This window comes from Mycolicibacterium sp. HS_4_1, from assembly GCF_054515875.1.
This window is the reverse complement of sequence record NZ_CM137261.1, coordinates 3,487,227-3,503,360: the sequence shown is the minus strand read 5'-3', so window position 1 is coordinate 3,503,360 and position 16,134 is coordinate 3,487,227. Positions and strand designations below refer to the sequence as shown.

Annotated in this window: 17 protein-coding genes and 1 tRNA gene; 10 read left to right on the top strand and 8 right to left on the bottom strand. The window is 65.8% G+C overall.

Going from position 1 to position 16,134, the window contains the following annotated elements; all coding sequences use genetic code 11:
* The first annotated feature begins 5 nt into the window (after window positions 1–5).
* Genes ACX12F_RS16770 through ACX12F_RS16760 form a run of 3 tightly spaced genes read left to right on the top strand, consistent with a single transcriptional unit; the run spans window position 6 to window position 2,567 of the window.
* Entirely contained in the window at window positions 6–758 is a 753-nt protein-coding gene (locus tag ACX12F_RS16770; RefSeq protein WP_459370388.1) for an amino acid ABC transporter ATP-binding protein, read from the top strand.
* A complete protein-coding gene (gene macS / locus ACX12F_RS16765) occupies window positions 758–1,918 on the top strand; it encodes a MacS family sensor histidine kinase (RefSeq protein ID WP_459365658.1) in 1,161 nt (386 codons plus the stop codon). The genes ACX12F_RS16770 and macS overlap by 1 nt, the downstream gene beginning before the upstream one ends.
* A complete protein-coding gene (locus tag ACX12F_RS16760; protein ID WP_459365657.1) occupies window positions 1,911–2,567 on the top strand; it encodes a response regulator in 657 nt (218 codons plus the stop codon). The genes macS and ACX12F_RS16760 overlap by 8 nt, the downstream gene beginning before the upstream one ends.
* Here the strand turns inward: ACX12F_RS16760 and ACX12F_RS16755 are convergent.
* Entirely contained in the window at window positions 2,540–3,904 is a 1,365-nt protein-coding gene (locus ACX12F_RS16755; protein WP_459365656.1) for an adenylate/guanylate cyclase domain-containing protein, read from the bottom strand. The two genes, ACX12F_RS16760 and ACX12F_RS16755, sit on opposite strands and share 28 nt — an antisense overlap.
* A 543-nt stretch (window positions 3,905–4,447) precedes the next feature.
* On the opposite strand from ACX12F_RS16755, the gene ACX12F_RS16750 reads away from it, so the two are divergent.
* Window positions 4,448–6,469: a cellulase family glycosylhydrolase gene (locus ACX12F_RS16750; protein ID WP_459365655.1), complete on the top strand. Its 2,022-nt coding sequence runs from the start codon at window positions 4,448–4,450 to the stop codon at window positions 6,467–6,469.
* A 49-nt stretch (window positions 6,470–6,518) separates the two neighbouring features.
* On the opposite strand, the gene ACX12F_RS16745 is transcribed toward ACX12F_RS16750, so the two are convergent.
* The 3 genes from ACX12F_RS16745 to ACX12F_RS16735 all read right to left on the bottom strand — a co-directional run bounded on the left by ACX12F_RS16745 (window position 6,519) and on the right by ACX12F_RS16735 (window position 7,434).
* Window positions 6,519–7,055 carry a hypothetical protein gene (locus tag ACX12F_RS16745; protein ID WP_459365654.1) on the bottom strand — a complete coding sequence of 179 codons (537 nt, stop codon included), beginning with the start codon at window positions 7,053–7,055 and terminating at the stop codon, window positions 6,519–6,521.
* A 6-nt stretch (window positions 7,056–7,061) separates the two neighbouring features.
* A complete protein-coding gene (locus tag ACX12F_RS16740) occupies window positions 7,062–7,334 on the bottom strand; it encodes a hypothetical protein (protein ID WP_459365653.1) in 273 nt (90 codons plus the stop codon).
* 23 nt (window positions 7,335–7,357) lie between these two features.
* Window positions 7,358–7,434: transfer RNA gene (locus ACX12F_RS16735), tRNA-Leu, on the bottom strand.
* Window positions 7,435–7,532: 98 nt separating this feature from the next.
* On the opposite strand from ACX12F_RS16735, the gene ACX12F_RS16730 reads away from it, so the two are divergent.
* The 6 genes from ACX12F_RS16730 to ACX12F_RS16705 all read left to right on the top strand — a co-directional run bounded on the left by ACX12F_RS16730 (window position 7,533) and on the right by ACX12F_RS16705 (window position 13,494).
* Window positions 7,533–8,165 carry a two-component system response regulator PdtaR gene (locus ACX12F_RS16730; protein WP_459365652.1) on the top strand — a complete coding sequence of 211 codons (633 nt, stop codon included), beginning with the start codon at window positions 7,533–7,535 and terminating at the stop codon, window positions 8,163–8,165.
* A 208-nt stretch (window positions 8,166–8,373) separates the two neighbouring features.
* Complete coding sequence (locus ACX12F_RS16725; RefSeq protein WP_459365651.1) at window positions 8,374–9,588, top strand: branched-chain amino acid ABC transporter substrate-binding protein; 1,215 nt, start codon at window positions 8,374–8,376, stop codon at window positions 9,586–9,588.
* A 94-nt stretch (window positions 9,589–9,682) separates the two neighbouring features.
* Entirely contained in the window at window positions 9,683–10,720 is a 1,038-nt protein-coding gene (locus ACX12F_RS16720; RefSeq protein WP_459365650.1) for a branched-chain amino acid ABC transporter permease, read from the top strand.
* On the top strand, window positions 10,717–11,910 hold the full coding sequence (locus ACX12F_RS16715) for a branched-chain amino acid ABC transporter permease (protein WP_459365649.1): 1,194 nt from the start codon (window positions 10,717–10,719) through the stop codon (window positions 11,908–11,910). Before ACX12F_RS16720 ends, ACX12F_RS16715 begins: the two co-directional genes overlap by 4 nt.
* Window positions 11,907–12,752 (top strand): ABC transporter ATP-binding protein, encoded by an 846-nt coding sequence (locus ACX12F_RS16710; RefSeq protein WP_459365648.1) that lies wholly within the window; start codon window positions 11,907–11,909, stop codon window positions 12,750–12,752. Before ACX12F_RS16715 ends, ACX12F_RS16710 begins: the two co-directional genes overlap by 4 nt.
* On the top strand, window positions 12,739–13,494 hold the full coding sequence (locus ACX12F_RS16705) for an ABC transporter ATP-binding protein (protein ID WP_459365647.1): 756 nt from the start codon (window positions 12,739–12,741) through the stop codon (window positions 13,492–13,494). The genes ACX12F_RS16710 and ACX12F_RS16705 overlap by 14 nt, the downstream gene beginning before the upstream one ends.
* A 61-nt stretch (window positions 13,495–13,555) precedes the next feature.
* Here ACX12F_RS16705 and ACX12F_RS16700 read toward each other — a convergent pair whose 3' ends face one another.
* The 4 genes from ACX12F_RS16700 to ACX12F_RS16685 all read right to left on the bottom strand — a co-directional run bounded on the left by ACX12F_RS16700 (window position 13,556) and on the right by ACX12F_RS16685 (window position 16,048).
* Window positions 13,556–14,059 (bottom strand): O-acetyl-ADP-ribose deacetylase, encoded by a 504-nt coding sequence (locus ACX12F_RS16700; RefSeq protein ID WP_459365646.1) that lies wholly within the window; start codon window positions 14,057–14,059, stop codon window positions 13,556–13,558.
* 18 nt (window positions 14,060–14,077) lie between these two features.
* Complete coding sequence (locus tag ACX12F_RS16695) at window positions 14,078–14,299, bottom strand: DUF167 domain-containing protein (protein WP_459370387.1); 222 nt, start codon at window positions 14,297–14,299, stop codon at window positions 14,078–14,080.
* 73 nt (window positions 14,300–14,372) lie between these two features.
* Complete coding sequence (locus tag ACX12F_RS16690; protein WP_459365645.1) at window positions 14,373–15,575, bottom strand: lipid-transfer protein; 1,203 nt, start codon at window positions 15,573–15,575, stop codon at window positions 14,373–14,375.
* The gene (locus ACX12F_RS16685; RefSeq protein WP_459365644.1) at window positions 15,572–16,048 is read right to left on the bottom strand and encodes a Zn-ribbon domain-containing OB-fold protein; all 477 of its coding nucleotides are present in this window, start codon (window positions 16,046–16,048) and stop codon (window positions 15,572–15,574) included. The genes ACX12F_RS16690 and ACX12F_RS16685 overlap by 4 nt, the downstream gene beginning before the upstream one ends.
* Between the last annotated feature and the right edge of the window lie 86 nt (window positions 16,049–16,134).

The window sequence follows — 16,134 nt, the reverse complement described above, 5'->3', positions numbered from 1 at the left end:
CGGCTATGGTGCGCGCCGAAAAGGTATGTAAGAGCTTCGGTGCCCTGCAGGTGCTCAAAGGTGTCACGCTGGAGGTCGAGCGGGGGCAGGTGCTCGTGCTCGTCGGCCCGTCCGGTTCTGGCAAGTCGACGTTCTTGCGGTGCATCAACCATCTGGAGCAAGTGAGCGCCGGGCGGTTGTACGTCGACGAGCAGCTGGTCGGCTACCGCGAACGCGGCGGCAAGCTGCATGAGTTGCCGGCCAAGGAGGCGGCCCGCCAGCGTCGCGACGTCGGCATGGTGTTCCAGCACTTCAACTTGTTCCCGCACCGGACCGCGCTGGAGAACATCATCGAGGCGCCGGTCCACGTCAAAGGCGTCAAACGCGATATGGCGGTGAGCCGTGCGCGGGACCTGCTCGACCAGGTCGGATTGTCCAGCAAGGCTGGCGCCTATCCGGCCCAGTTGTCCGGCGGCCAGCAGCAGCGCGTCGCGATCGCCCGCGCGTTGGCGATGGAGCCCAAGCTGATGCTGTTCGACGAACCGACGTCGGCACTCGATCCGGAACTGGTCGGAGAAGTCCTCAGCGTCATGAAGAAGCTTGCCCAGCACGGCATGACGATGGTCGTGGTCACCCACGAGATGGGCTTCGCCCGCGAGGTGGCCGACCAGCTGGTGTTCATGGACGGCGGCGTGGTGGTCGAACGCGGAGCCCCGCGTGAGGTGATGGCCGACCCGAAACATGAACGCACGAAGGCATTTTTGTCCAAAGTGATGTAGTGGCTGTTCATCTCGCTGCAAAGCCGGAACAAGCACCGGACCCGGCCGCCCCGCTGTGGCGGGCGGCGCAGGGCTTCCGGTTCCTCAGTTGCCTGTACGCCTTGGGTTTTCAGCTCGCGGTGAATGACGATCTGCAGCACCCCGCCGTCGTGTGGGCGCTGTTCGGGGGCCTGATCGGCTGGAGCCTCGCGTGTGCGGTGGCCTACCTGCACGGCTTCGGCCGACGTAACGGCTGGGTGCTCGCCGAGGTGCTGGTGGTCGTCCTGCTGGTGTTGTCGACCGATCTGGTGGCGTCCCCGGCATGGATCGCCGGCAACCAGTCGTGGCCGACGACGTTGTGGGCCACCAACGCGACGTTGTCGGCGGCGATCCAACTGGGACCGGTGGCCGGGATGGGTGTCGGACTGCTCGTGACGGCAGCCGGTGCAGTGCTCAAGGGTTACTTCGATCCCAACCTCGGGCGGCAGGCGACGCTTGTCATCGAGTTGGCGGTGGGCCTGGCGGTCGGGATGGCGGCCCAGACTGCCCGGCGGGCCCACGCCGAACTGCAGCGCGCGATCCGGCTGGCCGCGGCGACCGCCGAGCGCGAGAGGTTGTCCCGGCGGGTGCACGACGGCGCCATCCAGGTGCTGGCGCTGGTGGCCCGCAAGGGGCGGGAAATCGGTGGTGAAACAGCAGAGCTCGCGCACCTCGCCGGCGAGCAGGAACGGGCGTTGCGCTGGCTGGTCAGTTCCGGCCTCGACGAGGTGCCGGGGGGTCTGGTCGACGTCGGTGAAACGCTCCGGGCCCGTGCGGGGGACCGCGTGGCGGTGAGCGTGCCGCCGGACCCGGTGCTGCTCGACGCCGCAGCGGCGGGCGAACTCGATGCCGCGGTGGCCAACGTGCTGGGCAACACGGCGGCGCACGCCGGCCGGGAGGCCCGGGCATTCGTCCTCGTCGAGGACCTGGGGGAGCGGGTTGTCGTGAGCATCCGCGACGATGGAGTGGGGATCGCCGACGGACGGTTGGCGCAGGCGGCGGCGGAGGGGCACATGGGTGTGACGAAATCTATTGTGGGACGGCTGGAATCGCTCGGCGGTTCGGCGGAGCTGACGACGTCGCCGGGCGCCGGCACCGAGTGGGAGCTGACGGTGCCGAGAACAGAAGGTACCGATGGCTGAGCCGCAACAGGCCGAGCTGACGGTCATGGTCGTCGACGACCATCCGATCTGGCGTGACGCCGTCGCCCGTGATCTCGAAGACTCCGGCTTCACCGTGGTGGCCACGGCCGACGGCGTCGCGGCCGCCGGGCGTCGGGCCGCGGTGGTCAAGCCGCAGGTGGTGGTGATGGACATGCGGCTGTCCGACGGCAGTGGTGTCGAGGCGACCGTCCAGGTGCTGGCGGTATCACCTGCCAGCCGCGTACTGGTGTTGTCGGCCTCCGATGAGCGTGACGACGTGCTGGAGGCCGTGAAGGCCGGTGCCACCGGGTATCTGGTGAAGAGCGCCTCGAAGGTCGAGCTGGCCGACGCCGTCCGTGCGACGGGCGCGGGGCGTGCGGTGTTCACGCCGGGACTGGCCGGCCTGGTGCTGGGGGAGCATCGGCGCCTGGCCAAGGCGCCGGGTGCGGACCCGGCCGCGGGTCTGACCGAACGGGAGACTGAGATCCTTCGCTACGTGGCAAAAGGGTTGACCGCCAAGCAGATTGCCGAACGCCTTACCCTGAGTCACCGCACCGTCGAGAACCACGTACAGGCGACGTTCCGCAAGTTGCAGGTGGCCAATCGGGTGGAAGCGGCGCGCTACGCCATCGAGCACGGGCTGGACTGAGCGCCGTCGGCGCGCGATGACCCGGCCGCAGACGTTCGGCCGATCAGGTACCAGGTGCGCATCAGACCCTTGCCCTTGACGTCGATCTCGCCGCGCTCCTCGAATTCGTAGGCATGCTGCAGGCGTTCATAGACGTTGTGCGGCACCTGGATTCGGCCGGCGACGTCGGTGCTCTCCATCCGGGACGCGACGTTGACCGCGTCGCCCCAGACGTCGTAGAAGAACTTGCGCGAGCCGACCACACCGGCCACCACCGGACCGGCCGCGATGCCGATACGGACCGGAACGGGGCGACCCTTCGGGTCGGTGAGTTCGCGGACCGAGTCGGCGAAGTCCAGGGCCAGGCAGGCCAGCGCCTCGAGGTGATCGGCCCGGCCGTGAGGTATCCCACTGACCACCATGTAGGAGTCGCCGCTGGTTTTGACCTTCTCCAGGCCATGCCGGTCCACGAGTGCGTCGAGATCGGTGTACAGCGTGTCGAGGAATTGGACCAGGTCGGCGGGAGCCGTGTCGGCGGCGCGTTGGGTGTAGCCGGCGATATCGGCGAAAAGGATTGAGGCATCGTCGAATTTGTCGGCGATCACGGTGTGTGCCGGATCCTTCAGCCGCTGTGCGATGGACTCCGGGAGGATGTTCGCCAGCAGCGTCTCGGACCGCAGATACTCGGACTGGATGGCGCGTTGCGCGATGGCGTTCTCCCGCAGGACGGACCAGACGGTCGCCATCACGATCAGGCAAGCCGACACCGCGGTGATGACGAAGGCCACGCGGCTTTCCATCTCGGTCTGCACGCCGGTGTATGCCGGGACGGTGAACTCCAGGACGATCGCCGTGACGATGCCGACCGCGGCGACACCCGCGGCGAACATGAGGTGTTCCAGCCCCACGATCAGCAGCGCTATCGCGCCTGCTACGGCGAAATACAGCAGGATTCCGGAGCCCGTGCCGACGTTGATGCACACGACGGTGACCGTTGTGTAGGCGATGAGCACGAAGGCCGCCGGTGCTACCAGTTCACCGAACCGGTAGAGCGTCGGCACGAGCAGGAACAACGCGGCGCTGACCACGTTGACGGCACCGATCCACATCGCGTACGGCCCCGTCGACAACGCTTGGAAGGCGAAGAAGACGCTGAGGATGGCGCCCAGGCGGCTGGTGCGAGTCAGGATTCGGCGGCTGCGCGCGACGGTCGGATTCAGGGTGTCGGCGTCGGGGTGGAGGCACTCGCGCACCGTGGCGGTCGGGACGCACACCGAACGGCGCACGGCCGCGACCAACTCCGCGCGAGCCGGTGCCGCGGCGCCGCTGGCGAGGCGAGCGTCGTCCATGACCGCCATGGATTAAAGGGTAGACGCGCAGGGCCACATTTGGTGCTCGCCTGCGGATACTCCGCTGACGGCGAACAGGGCGGCGTCGGGCCGTCGCCAAGGTTGCGGGAGGGCTGCCGTTTGGGGCAGGTGAGGTCAGCAATAAATGGCCAGTCACGGTGGCCATTTATGGGGTCCGGTCAGCGGCGTATTGGTGCGCCGTACGTGCCCCTTCGCCGTGTGTGAAAAATGTGTCATCCAGCGATCAATATCAAAATTGCTAGAAATTCAACGCTGACGTCGAATGGTGCCTAATAGATTGAATGAGTGGCCGTGAAGTGCCGTTATCTCCGATAAACCTTGCTCATGGCTAAAAATTGAACCGATATTGAATTCGCTGTATCAGAACGTGGCAGAAAAACTTAGTTGGCCTTTTCGTTTGCCTAAAATGCGTGCTAAAAGTATTTCAATGAGATTTCGTTTTTGTACACATTTATTTGTTGGCAGCGCAGTAAATTAACGGCCTACGCGCCGTCGACAAATGTGATGGCCACGGTGGAAAGGGGGACCGCGGTGAACCGTCTGTTCCGGGCTCTGATGCTGAGAGTCGTCGTCATATTGATGCCGCTGGCCGTCATCTGCACCTACAGCCACGTGGCGCCGACGCTGCCCCGGTCGGTCGCGGCCGACGTCACGCCTACCGCAACGATCGATGAATCGAATACCACCATCGGCATCGCCGACTCGAGTCTGTACGGAATGTCGCCGGCGGACATCGACGCCACGCTGACCAAGCTGCAGTCGATCGGTGTGCAGAACATCAGGGTCTTCGTCCCGTGGGGTCTGATCGAACCGTTGGCGCAGGGCAGTTACAACTGGACGTTGATGGACAACGTGATGAATGCCGCTGCCGCGCACAACATGGGCGTGCTGGCCGAGGTCAGCAGCACGCCGCTGTGGGCAGCGCCCTCCGGCACCCTTCCGGGTGCCGGAGCGCCCAATCCGCAGGACTACGTCAACTTCATCAGTCAGGTCGCCACTCGGTACGGCAACACCATCTCGGCCTATGAGATCTGGAACGAGGTCAATTCCGCTTCGTTCTACCAGCCGATGAGCCCGGCCAGCTACACCGCACTGTTGAAAGCTGTCTATCCGGTTTTGAAGCAACTTGATCCGACGGCAACCGTGGTCGCCGGCGCGCTGGCTCCGCTGGTGGACTTCTTCGGGGTGACCGCTTCCGCGCCCACCTACGTGGCGGCGATGTATGCCGCTGGCGCGCAAGGCTTTTTCGACGCGCTGTCCGTGCACCCGTATGACTTCTCGCAGCTGGTGAAGTTCTCCCAAGGTGAGGGCATCCCGCTGACGGCGATCAGCCAAGTCGAAGGTGTCCGGGCGCTCATGGTGCAGAACGGCGATGGAACCAAGTTGATCTGGGCCACCGAGTACGGCTTCCAGACGGTGCTCGACTCGAACGGCAAGGTGACCGACGCCAGCAACCAGAGCCAGGCCGCGTTCATCCAGGACATGATCACCGCGTGGCGGGCGCTGACCTACACCGGACCGCTGTACATCTACACGACCCGTGACGGCACTCCCGGTACCGACACCGGTTACGGCATCTACCAAACCGACTGGACGCCCAAGCTTGCGGTGGCAGTGATCCAGAAGGCCATTGCCGATGCGATGGTCCACAATCCGGTGACGTCACCGTTCGTGGCGTTCATCGCGTTCATCCAGAATGCCTTCGCCCAGGCGCAGCAGGCATTCGCGTCGTTCACCTCGTCGTTGCAGGCCGCGTTCGCCAACGCAGTCAAGGCATTCACCGATTTCCTGTCGGGAATCTTCAAACCGGCTGCGGCGCAGGCGACTACCGCCGCGAGCCTCGCCCCGGCGGCTGCCACGCTGTCCAGCGCGGACACTCTCGCCGCGGCGAATAAGACGCTCACAGAGCTGAAGGCTCAGGTGGTCGGGTCGAAGGATACCGCCGGGCACATCACGGCCGGCGACAAGTCGGGGTCTGCTGACACCAAGGTAGTCGATGCCGCTCAGCCCACGGCCGCCGGTGCCGTCGACCCGACGTCGACGGACCCGACATCGACGGACACCAAGTCGACGGACACAAAGTCGACGGACACAAAGTCGACGGACACGAAGTCGACGGACACAAAGTCGACAGACACAAAGTCGACAGACCCGATGGCCGAGGACTCGACGACGCCGGCCAAGCCGACGGACGAGACCAAGGGATCGACGACCGGTACCACGGGCGTGTCGACCCCGGGGACCGACACCCCGAAGACGGACACCCCGAAATCTGGAACGACGCAGCCTGATTCGTCCGTGTCGGGAACGCCGAAGCCGGGCGCACCGGCCGGTACCGCCGCGTCGACGACCAATGCCGCGGGCCAGGACAAGTCGGGCAGTAACGACAAGTCGGGCACCAAGACCAAGCCGGGCACGAAGCCGGGCAAGGTGGCGAAGCAGACCCCGGCTGCGAGCGAGCCGTCGAAGCCGACGGGGCGGTCCGAGGGCGACGCGGATGGCAAGACCACCTCGTCGACGGACAACAAGGCACACCAGCACCAGGGCTCATAGACGGGGCTTGGGCGAAGCCTCCCCGGCGTGTCATGCGCCGGGGAGGCGCTCAGACCGAGTAGATCGGCGAGCCGATGCCCAACATGAGTGCTCGGAGACGGTGCGCGATATCTCGATCCAGCGCAACGAGATTCGCGGCGAAGTGCCGGATATCGGCGGCGTGATCGTCGGCTATGGACTCGCGCGACTCGCGCTCCCTGGCCACGAATCGGTACCGCACCTCAGTCACCGTCAGGTCTTCACCGACGGTGAATTCGTTGGTGCGTGCCTCGTCAATTGCGCCCAGCGCCAGGCGTTTGACATCGGAGAGCGACGCAGCGCCGGTGTGCGCGATATTGGCTGCCGCCCGCAGCGCGTCGGCCGACCCCCGGACCTTGACCAGATCGCGCCAGGCGATGTCCTGCGCGTTCTCCGCCGCACTGCCTTCCCACGTGGTGCCGCCGGGGCGCAGGGTGCCCTGCCAGGCGTCATGGAATGAGTTCTCCCACAGGTCGGCGGTCTTGTTCCAGTGCGCGGCGGCGTCGACCAGGTGTTGCACATCCCAATCGGTGATCTGTGCCAGCGTCGGCAATTCGAACTCGGGCATCGGAGGCTATTCCGCCAAAGCTGCCGAGGCCGAGCTGTCGGAGTCGGTATAGGCCCGACCCGCGCTGGTCAGCGACGCGGCCACCGACCACATGCGTTCGGCATGTGCGGCAGACGCGGCGTCGATGCGCGTCTGCATCTCGGCGACGACGTCAGCGGTGGATTGGCCGGCAGTCAGCGGCGCACCGCTGGTGATGTGTGCCGACAGAGCTTGGGCATGCTGCTCAAGTTGTCCGGCAACGGCGAACAGTCCATCCGCAGTGACTTGCAGTGCCCCCATGCGTGCAGTTTAGCGGCGAGTTTTGGTGCCCTCGGTGAGATTCGAACTCACACTGCACGGGTTTTGAATCCGTTTCCTCTGCCAGTTGGGATACGAGGGCGTTTCGCGGTGCGGTGTACCACCATAGTTGATGTGATTCTGGGGGGTGCGCCGCGCCCCGAGGTCGCCTCCGAGCGCGCTTCACGCGACAATATGGGGATGACCGGGCCAACAACTGATGACGTCCCACCGCGCCGTGTTCTCGTGGCCGAGGATGAAGCGCTCATCCGGCTGGACCTGGCGGAGATGCTCCGCGAGGAGGGTTACGAGATCGTCGGCGAGGCCGGCGATGGCCAGGAGGCGGTGGAACTCGCCGAGAAGCTGAAGCCGGACCTGGTGATCATGGACGTGAAGATGCCGCGCCGCGACGGCATCGACGCCGCCTCTGAGATCGCCGCCAAGCGCATCGCGCCCATCGTGATCCTGACCGCGTTCTCGCAGCGTGAGCTGGTCGAACGGGCCCGCGACGCGGGAGCCATGGCGTACCTGGTCAAGCCGTTCTCCATCACTGATCTGGTGCCGGCCATCGAGGTCGCCGTCAGCCGCTTCGGTGAGCTGACGGCGTTGGAGAATGAAGTCCTCTCGCTCTCCGACCGGCTCGAGACCCGAAAGCTCGTCGAGCGCGCCAAAGGCATTCTGCAGACCAAACAGGGCATGACCGAGCCCGAGGCGTTCAAGTGGATCCAGCGGGCGGCGATGGACCGTCGCACCACGATGAAACGGGTGGCCGAGGTCGTCGTGGAAACGCTGGATCCGCCCGCCGCGGAAACGACGGAGCCGTCAGCCGGCTGAGTCACCGGGCCGCCGCCCGTTAACTCTGTGTTTCGCATCCCAGCGTTTACACAGGTCCGCCCGACACAACGTCGGCGAGCATCGCTCAACAGCAGGTATCACCGCTCCCGGTTGGTTACTGTCTACGCGAAGTAGCGGACGTCGGGCCTCACCTGCGAAGAGTCAGAACGACGTCCGGTGTCACGTAACCATGACCCGGAGGTGAAGCGTGCGCAGTCGCGTAGCTCGGAATGCTCTTGCAGTCGGCAGTGCCGGTCTGATCGTGTTCGGTCTGGCGGGATGCAGCCAGCCTGATCCGAAGCAGAGCGGCGCGGCAGGCTCGAATCTCAAGATCGTCGAGCAGGTGCAGATCGATGAGAACGGTGCGGAGATCAAAGCCGCCGGGGGCGCGACTCCCGCTGATCCGGCCGGCGACGGCAAGGCCACCTGCCCGCCGGTCTCGATCGCCATGGCCGGTGCGCTCAACGGCCCGGATGCCGCACTGGGCATCAACATCAAGGACGGCGTGCAGCTGGCCATCGACAAGCACAACGCCGCCAACCCGGGCTGCCAGGTGACGCTCAAGACCTTCGACACCGAAGGTGACCCGCAGAAGGCGACGGCCATCGCACCGCAGATCGTCGACGACAAGTTCACCATCGGCCTGGTCGGCCCGGCCTTCTCGGGCGAGACGAAGGCCACCGGCACCGTCTTCGACCAGGCCGGCCTCGTCGCCGCCACCGCCTCGGCCACCAACGTGACGCTCAGCGAGAACGGTTGGAAGACCTTCTTCCGCGGTCTCGCCAATGACGGCGTGCAGGGGCCGTCCGTTGCGAACTACCTGAAGAACACTCTCAAGTACAAGAAGGTCTGCGTCGTCGACGACAGCACCGACTACGGCCTGGGCCTGGCCACCGCCGTGCGCACCACGCTGGGACCGGTCGCGGATTCGGCGTGCAACATCTCGGTCAAGAAGGGCGACAAGGACTTCTCGGCCGCCGTCACTCAGATCAAGGGCGCGGCCCCGGATGCGATCTTCTACAGCGGGTACTACGCCGAAGCCGCGACGTTCGTCCAGCAGCTCAAGGACGGTGGCGTGACCGCGACGTTCGTCAGCGCCGACGGCACCAAGGACCCCGAGTTCGTCAAGCAGGCCGGCGAGTCCTCCAAGGGCGCCATCCTGTCGTGCCCGTGCGGCCCGGCGAGCAAGCAGTTCGCCGAGGAGTACACCAAGAAGTTCGGGCAGGAGCCCGGCACCTACAGCACCGAGGGTTACGACCTGGGCACCATCCTGGTCAAGGGCATCGATTCGGGCGCGGTCACCCGGCCGGCGCTGCTGGACTTCGTCGCCAAGTACGACGGTCAGGGTGTGGCCCGCAAGTACCAGTGGAACAACAAGGGTGAGCTGACCACCAACCTCATCTGGGTCTACAAGGTCCAGTAGGAATCTGCAGACGACGACGCGTCCGGACCCCGTGCCGGGCGCGTCGTTTGTTCGCAGACAGTCACCACCGCAATAACCGAGGAGCCGCCACCCGATGACCCCCGATTGCGTCGGCCACTACGTGTGCACCGCGGCCAATATCAATTTCAACGTCGACAACCTGCTGAACGGGTTCTGGCAGTTGACGATTGACGGTTTGTCGTGGGGTGCGATCTATGCCCTGGTCGCCGTCGGCTACACCCTGGTCTTCGGCGTGCTGCGGCTGATCAACTTCGCACACTCGGAAATCTTCATGCTCGGCATGTTCGGCGCGTACTTCGCGCTGGAGATGATTCTCGGTTTCAAGCCCAGCGGTAACGCGTACAACCTCGGTATCGGGCTGACGATCTTCTATCTGGGCGTCGCCATGGTGGTCGCGATGGCGGTTTCCGGCGCCGCCGCCGTCGGGTTGGAGGTCGTGGCCTACCGGCCGCTGCGCCGCCGCAATGCACGCGGGCTCACGTTCCTCATCACCGCGATCGGCATGTCGTTCGTCCTGCAGGAGTTCGTGCACTTCGTGCTGCCGAAGATCCTCAAAGGATTCGGCGGCAGCAATGCCCAGCAGCCGATCATCCTGGTGCAGCCCAAAACTCAGTTCACGCTGTTCAGCGCGAACATCTCGAACGTCACCGTCGTCATCGTGGTGGCCGCGGTTGTGCTGGCGCTGCTCACCGATATCGCACTCAATCGCACCAAATTCGGCCGCGGTATCCGAGCCGTCGCCCAGGACCCGGCGACAGCCACCCTCATGGGTGTGTCCCGCGAGCGCATCATCATGACGACGTTCCTCATCGGCGGCCTGCTGGCCGGCGCGGCCGCGCTGCTCTACACCTTGAAGGTGCCGCAGGGCATCATCTACTCGGGTGGATTCCTGTTGGGAATCAAGGCATTCTCGGCCGCGGTGCTCGGCGGCATCGGCAACCTTCGGGGCGCGCTGCTGGGCGGGCTGATCCTCGGCATCATGGAGAACTACGGGCAGGCGTTCTTCGGTACCCAGTGGCGCGACGTGGTGGCCTTCGTGCTGCTGGTCCTGGTGCTGCTGATCCGTCCCACCGGGATACTCGGTGAAAGTCTCGGGAAGGCACGAGCATGAGCGGGCAGCATCGAAGCGAGGGCTGGGCCCGGTACGTGCTGGCGCCCGGGGACCAGTTGCGCCAGTGGTGGGATCAGCAGAACCGACCCGCGAAATGGGCCGTCGGTATCGTCGTGTTCACTGCGGTGGCGTTGCTGCCGCTGTACACCCCGCCGTTCCTCAACACGCCCGGCATCAGCTTCGGCGGCACCATGGCGCAGTTCGCGATGGTGGCGATCATCGCGATCGGCCTCAACGTCGTTGTGGGCCAAGCCGGATTGCTCGACCTCGGCTATGTCGGGTTCTACGCCGTCGGCGCGTACACCGTCGCGCTGCTGACCAGCCCCGACAGCCCGTGGAACCAGGTGGGGGCGGGCGGGTTCCTCGACAAGGACTGGGCCTGGCTGGCGTGTGTGCCGCTGGCCATGGCCGTCACGGCGTTGGCCGGCCTGGTGCTGGGTATCCCGACGCTGCGGCTGCGCGGGGATTACCTCGCCATCGTCACCCTGGGATTCGGCGAGATCATCCGGCTCCTGGCCGACAACCTTTCCGACCTGACCAATGGCGCCCGCGGCCTCAACCAGATCGCGTATCCGCGGTTGGCGGAGACCGACAAGCTGCCCACCGGCGTGTTCTCCAGCGGTAACTCCACCGGGCATGCCAACTACGGCACCTGGTGGTTCTGGCTGGGGCTGGCGCTCATGGTCGGCATGCTGCTGCTCGTCGGCAACCTCGAGCGCAGCCGCGTCGGACGGGCCTGGGTCGCCATCCGGGAAGACGAGGACGCCGCAGAAGTCATGGGCGTCAACACTTTCAAGTTCAAGCTGTGGGCATTCGTCATCGGTGCGGGCATCGGCGGCCTGTCGGGCGCGCTGTATGCCGGCCAGGTGCAGTACGTCGCACCGCCGACCTTCAACATCATCAACTCGATGCTGTTCCTGTGCGCCGTGGTCCTCGGTGGGCAGGGCAACAAGCTCGGCGTGATCTTCGGCGCGTTCATCATCGTCTACCTGCCGAACCGGCTGCTCGGGGTGCACGTGCTCGGCATCAACCTCGGTGACCTCAAATACCTGTTCTTCGGCCTGGCGCTGGTGGTACTGATGATCTTCCGGCCGCAGGGACTGTTCCCGGTGCGCCAGCAGCTGCTGGCGTACGGCCGGGCGGCGCGTCGGTTGCTGCGCAACGCGGACGATTCGAAGGCGGCGGCATGAGCGACTCACCAGAGCTCACACCCGACGAGGAACTCGCCGCACTGCACCGTGACGTGCAGGTCGCCGAGGGCGAGAAGCTATTGGCGACAACCGATCTCACCGTCAAGTTCGGTGGGCTCACCGCGCTCGACTCCGTGACGTTCGATATCCGCCGCGGCGAGATTCTCGGCCTCATCGGTCCCAATGGGGCCGGCAAGACGACCTGCTTCAACGCGATCACCGGTGTGTACCGGCCGTCGTCGGGTTCGGTGCTGTTCGACGGCGCGCCGCTCGGCAAGATCAAGCGCCACGAGATCACCCGCCGCGGCATCGCGCGCACCTTCCAGAACATCCGGCTGTGGGGCGAGATGACGGCGCTCGAAAACGTCGTCGTCGGTACCGACGCCCGGCACAAGACGTCGGTCCCCGGTGCGCTGCTGCGGTCCGCGCGGCACCGGCGCGAGGAACGTGACGCCATCGAACGCGCTGCGGCACTACTGCAATTCGTGGGGATCGCGCACCGCGGCGAGGAGAAGGCCCGCAACCTTTCGTATGGCGATCAGCGCCGCCTGGAGATCGCCCGGGCCCTGGCCACCGAGCCGAAACTGCTCTGCCTGGACGAGCCGGCCGCCGGCTTCAACCCGAGCGAGAAGTCCGCGCTGATCGAACTGATCCAGGCGATCCGGGACGACGGCTACACAGTGCTGCTGATCGAACACGACATGCGGCTGGTCATGGGTGTCACCGACCGGATCGTGGTACTGGAGTTCGGGCGCAAGATCGCCGAAGGCCTGCCGGCCGAGATTCGCGAGGACCCGAAGGTCATCGCCGCTTACCTGGGGGTGCCCGATGACGAGCTCTGAATCCGTCGGCCTCGACCTGCGGCCGGTGCTGCTGGAAGTTCGTGACGTCGTCGTCCAGTACGGCAGAATTCAAGCGCTGCATGGTGTTTCGCTGATCGTGCGGGAGGGCGAACTGGTCACCTTGCTCGGCTCCAACGGCGCGGGCAAGACGACCATGATGCGGGCCATCTCCGGCCTGTTGCCGCTGGCGTCGGGTTCTGTGTGGTTCGACGGCGAGGACATCTCGAAGATGAAAGCGCATCGTCGGGTGACCGCCGGCCTGATCCAGGCGCCGGAGGGGCGCGGCATCTTCCCGGGCATGACCATCATCGAGAACCTCGAGATGGGTTGCTACGGACGCAAATTCGAGTCCAAGCACGACCACGACGAGCGGCTCGACTGGGTGCTGACGACATTCCCGCGGCTGGCCGAACGGCGGTCGCAGGCCGGCGGGACGCTCTCTGGTGGCGAGCAGCAGATGCTGGCGATCGGCCGCGCGCTGATGGCCCGGCCCAAGGTGCTGCTGCTGGACGAGCCGTCGATGGGTCTGGCACCCATGGTCATCTCGCAGATCTTCCGGATCATCTCCGAGATCAACACTCAGGGCACCACGGTGCTGCTGGTGGAGCAGAACGCCCAGCAGGCACTGAGCCGGTCCAATCGCGCCTACATCCTGGAAACCGGCGCCGTCACCCGCAGCGGCAATGCCCGTGACCTGCTGAAGGACGACAGCATCCGAGCCGCCTACCTCGGCGTCGCCTGAGCTGTCTTTCCGCCGAACGTGAGCTTGTGTTCGAAGTTCCTGCGAAACTTCGGACGTGAGCTCATGTTCGTCGCAGCTGAGCGTCGATTCGGTTGACGGTGTCCGCGTCGATCGCCACCAGACGGACGTCGTCGACCTTCGCGGCGGCAGATGAAATCGTCTCGGCGGCAATCGTGATTGCCTCATGGAGCGGCCACCCATAGATGCCCGCGCTGATCAACGGAAAGGCGATGCTCCGGGCGCCGAGTTCGTCGGCGACTACCAGTGAGCGCCGGTAGCAGGATCGCAACAACTCCGGATCATGTTGGCCTGCCCGGTAATTCGGGCCTACCGTATGAATCACCCACCGCGCCGGGAGGTTCCCGGCGGTCGTCCAGCCGGCGTCGCCGGTGGCCAGCCCATGGGGAAAGCGCTCGACGCAGTCCAGTAGCACGGCAGGCCCGCCGGCCCGGTGGATGGCGCCGTCCACGCCACCGCCGCCGCGCATCCCACTGTTCGCGGCGTTGACGATCGCGTCGACGTCCTGCTGGGTGATGTCGCCGCGGACAGCGGTGATGCGAGGCATGACTGCAGTATTACCGCGCTACTCGACGATCCGGAACCGCTTGATCCGGGCCGCCGCGCCGGACACCAACTCCACCCGCGACTTCGGCACGCCGAAATGCTCGGCCAGTACCCGGATCACCGCGGTGTTGGCCTTGCCGTCCACCGCCTGCTCGCGGACGTACACCACCAGCGTGCCGTCGTCGTCGGTCTCGACGAGCGGCCCTTTGCGGCTCCCCGGCTTGACCCGGACTGAAATCATCACCGGCCCACTGTGCAGAAAATCCCGGGAAATCGGTAATTTCCCGGGATTTTCCGCACGTTGGGCGGCGGTATCAGCGCGCGACGATCACCGATGAACCGTGGCCGAACAGGCCCTGGTTCGCGGTCACGCCCACGCGGGCGCCCTCGACCTGGCGGCCGGTGGCCTGGCCCTTCAGCTGCCAGGTCAGCTCACAAACCTGCGCGATGGCCTGAGCGGGAATGGCCTCACCGAAGCACGCCAGACCACCTGAGGGGTTGACCGGCACGCGGCCACCGATCGTGGTGGCGCCGGAGCGCAGCAGCTGCTCGCCTTCACCCTTGGCGCACAGGCCCAGGTGCTCGTACCAGTCGAGTTCCAGGGCGGTCGACAGGTCGTACACCTCCGCCAGGTTGACGTCGTCGGGGCCGATGCCGGCCTCGGCGTACGCCGCATCGAGAATCTGATCCTTGAACACCCGGTCCGGCCCGGGGACGGCTGCGGTGGAATCCGTTGCGATGTCCGGCAATTCGGGCAAGTGCTGCGGGTACCGCGGTGTGACGGTGCTGATGGCACGCACCGACGGCACGCCGTCCAGCGAGCCCAGGTGCTTGCGCGCGAAGTCGGCGCTGGCCACGATCAGCGCGGCGGCGCCGTCTGAGGTGGCGCAGATGTCCAGCTGTCGCAGCGGGTCGGAGACAACCGGGCTGGCCAGCACGTCCTCGACCGAAGCCTCCTTGTGGTAGCGGGCATTCGGGTTGTTCAGGCCGTGCTTGGAGTTCTTCACCTTGATCTGGGCGAAGTCCTCGGAGGTGGCGCCGTACAGGTCCATGCGGCGGCGGGCCAGCAGGGCGAAGTACACCGGGTTCATGGCACCCAGCAGGTGGAAGCGCTGCCAGTCGGGATCGTTCTTGCGCTCGCCGCCGACCGGCGCGAAGGCACCCTTGGGTGTGGTGTCGGCGCCGATGACCAGCGCGACGTCGCAGAAACCGGCCAGGATGTGGGCGCGGGCGCTCTGCAGCGCCTGCGAACCCGAGGCGCAGGCGGCGTACGACGACGACACCGGCACGCCGTTCCAGCCCAGCTTCTGGGCGAACGTCGACCCGGCGATGAAGCCCGGGTAGCCGTTACGGATGGTGTCGGCACCGGCGACCAACTGGATCTGGCGCCAGTCGAGGCCGGCTTCGGCCAGTGCGGCGCGGGCGGCGACGACGCCGTACTCGGTGAAGTCACGGCCCCACTTGCCCCACGGGTGCATGCCCGCACCGAGGATGTACAACGGATCTGGGGTGCTCATTCTGCTGAATCCTCCGTGCTCCTCGCGTCCGCTATCGCCCAGGCGTAGGTGGTCCGCTCGATACCGTCGGCGTCGGTGTACAGCGGCATGGTGGTCAGCTCCATCTCCATGCCGACCTTCAGGTCCGCGGCGAGGGTGCCTTCGACGACCTTGCCCAGCACGATGAGGCCCTCGGCCTCGAGCTGGACCGCGGCGATGGCGAACGGCTCGAACGGATCGGCCGCCGGGTACGGCGCCGGCGGGGGATAGCGGTTCTCGGTGTAACTCCACACGGTGCCGCGGCGCGACAACGCGACGGGCTCAAGCACGTCGCTGTCACACGCCGGGCTGGGGCAGTTGTTTTCGCGGGGCGGGAAAACATAGGTTCCGCACTGCGGGCATTTTGCCCCGATCAGGTGCGGCGCACCGTTTTCGTCGGTGTCCCACCAACCTTCAATGGCCGGCTGACTACCGGCGTCCGTCACTCCTGGCACCAGCTCAGAGTAACCGGCGGCCGGGGAAAACTGAAACGTGTTGCAGTTCTGTCCCGGACACCGGGAAAGCGCCTTGAATGGTCGCC

Excerpts from the sequence above, each read along its gene's own strand:
- ACX12F_RS16715 (WP_459365649.1), top strand. The coding sequence starts at position 10,717 with ATGAGCGGGCAGCATCGAAGCGAGGGCTGGGCCCGGTACGTGCTGGCG.
- ACX12F_RS16730 (WP_459365652.1), top strand. The coding sequence starts at position 7,533 with ATGACCGGGCCAACAACTGATGACGTCCCACCGCGCCGTGTTCTCGTG.
- ACX12F_RS16745 (WP_459365654.1), bottom strand. The coding sequence starts at position 7,055 with ATGCCCGAGTTCGAATTGCCGACGCTGGCACAGATCACCGATTGGGAT.
- ACX12F_RS16740 (WP_459365653.1), bottom strand. The coding sequence starts at position 7,334 with ATGGGGGCACTGCAAGTCACTGCGGATGGACTGTTCGCCGTTGCCGGA.
- ACX12F_RS16695 (WP_459370387.1), bottom strand. The coding sequence starts at position 14,299 with ATGATTTCAGTCCGGGTCAAGCCGGGGAGCCGCAAAGGGCCGCTCGTC.
- ACX12F_RS16690 (WP_459365645.1), bottom strand. The coding sequence starts at position 15,575 with ATGAGCACCCCAGATCCGTTGTACATCCTCGGTGCGGGCATGCACCCG.
- ACX12F_RS16755 (WP_459365656.1), bottom strand. The coding sequence starts at position 3,904 with ATGGCGGTCATGGACGACGCTCGCCTCGCCAGCGGCGCCGCGGCACCG.
- ACX12F_RS16760 (WP_459365657.1), top strand. The coding sequence starts at position 1,911 with ATGGCTGAGCCGCAACAGGCCGAGCTGACGGTCATGGTCGTCGACGAC.
- ACX12F_RS16720 (WP_459365650.1), top strand. The coding sequence starts at position 9,683 with ATGACCCCCGATTGCGTCGGCCACTACGTGTGCACCGCGGCCAATATC.
- ACX12F_RS16705 (WP_459365647.1), top strand. The coding sequence starts at position 12,739 with ATGACGAGCTCTGAATCCGTCGGCCTCGACCTGCGGCCGGTGCTGCTG.
- ACX12F_RS16700 (WP_459365646.1), bottom strand. The coding sequence starts at position 14,059 with ATGCCTCGCATCACCGCTGTCCGCGGCGACATCACCCAGCAGGACGTC.
- ACX12F_RS16770 (WP_459370388.1), top strand. The coding sequence starts at position 6 with ATGGTGCGCGCCGAAAAGGTATGTAAGAGCTTCGGTGCCCTGCAGGTG.
- ACX12F_RS16710 (WP_459365648.1), top strand. The coding sequence starts at position 11,907 with ATGAGCGACTCACCAGAGCTCACACCCGACGAGGAACTCGCCGCACTG.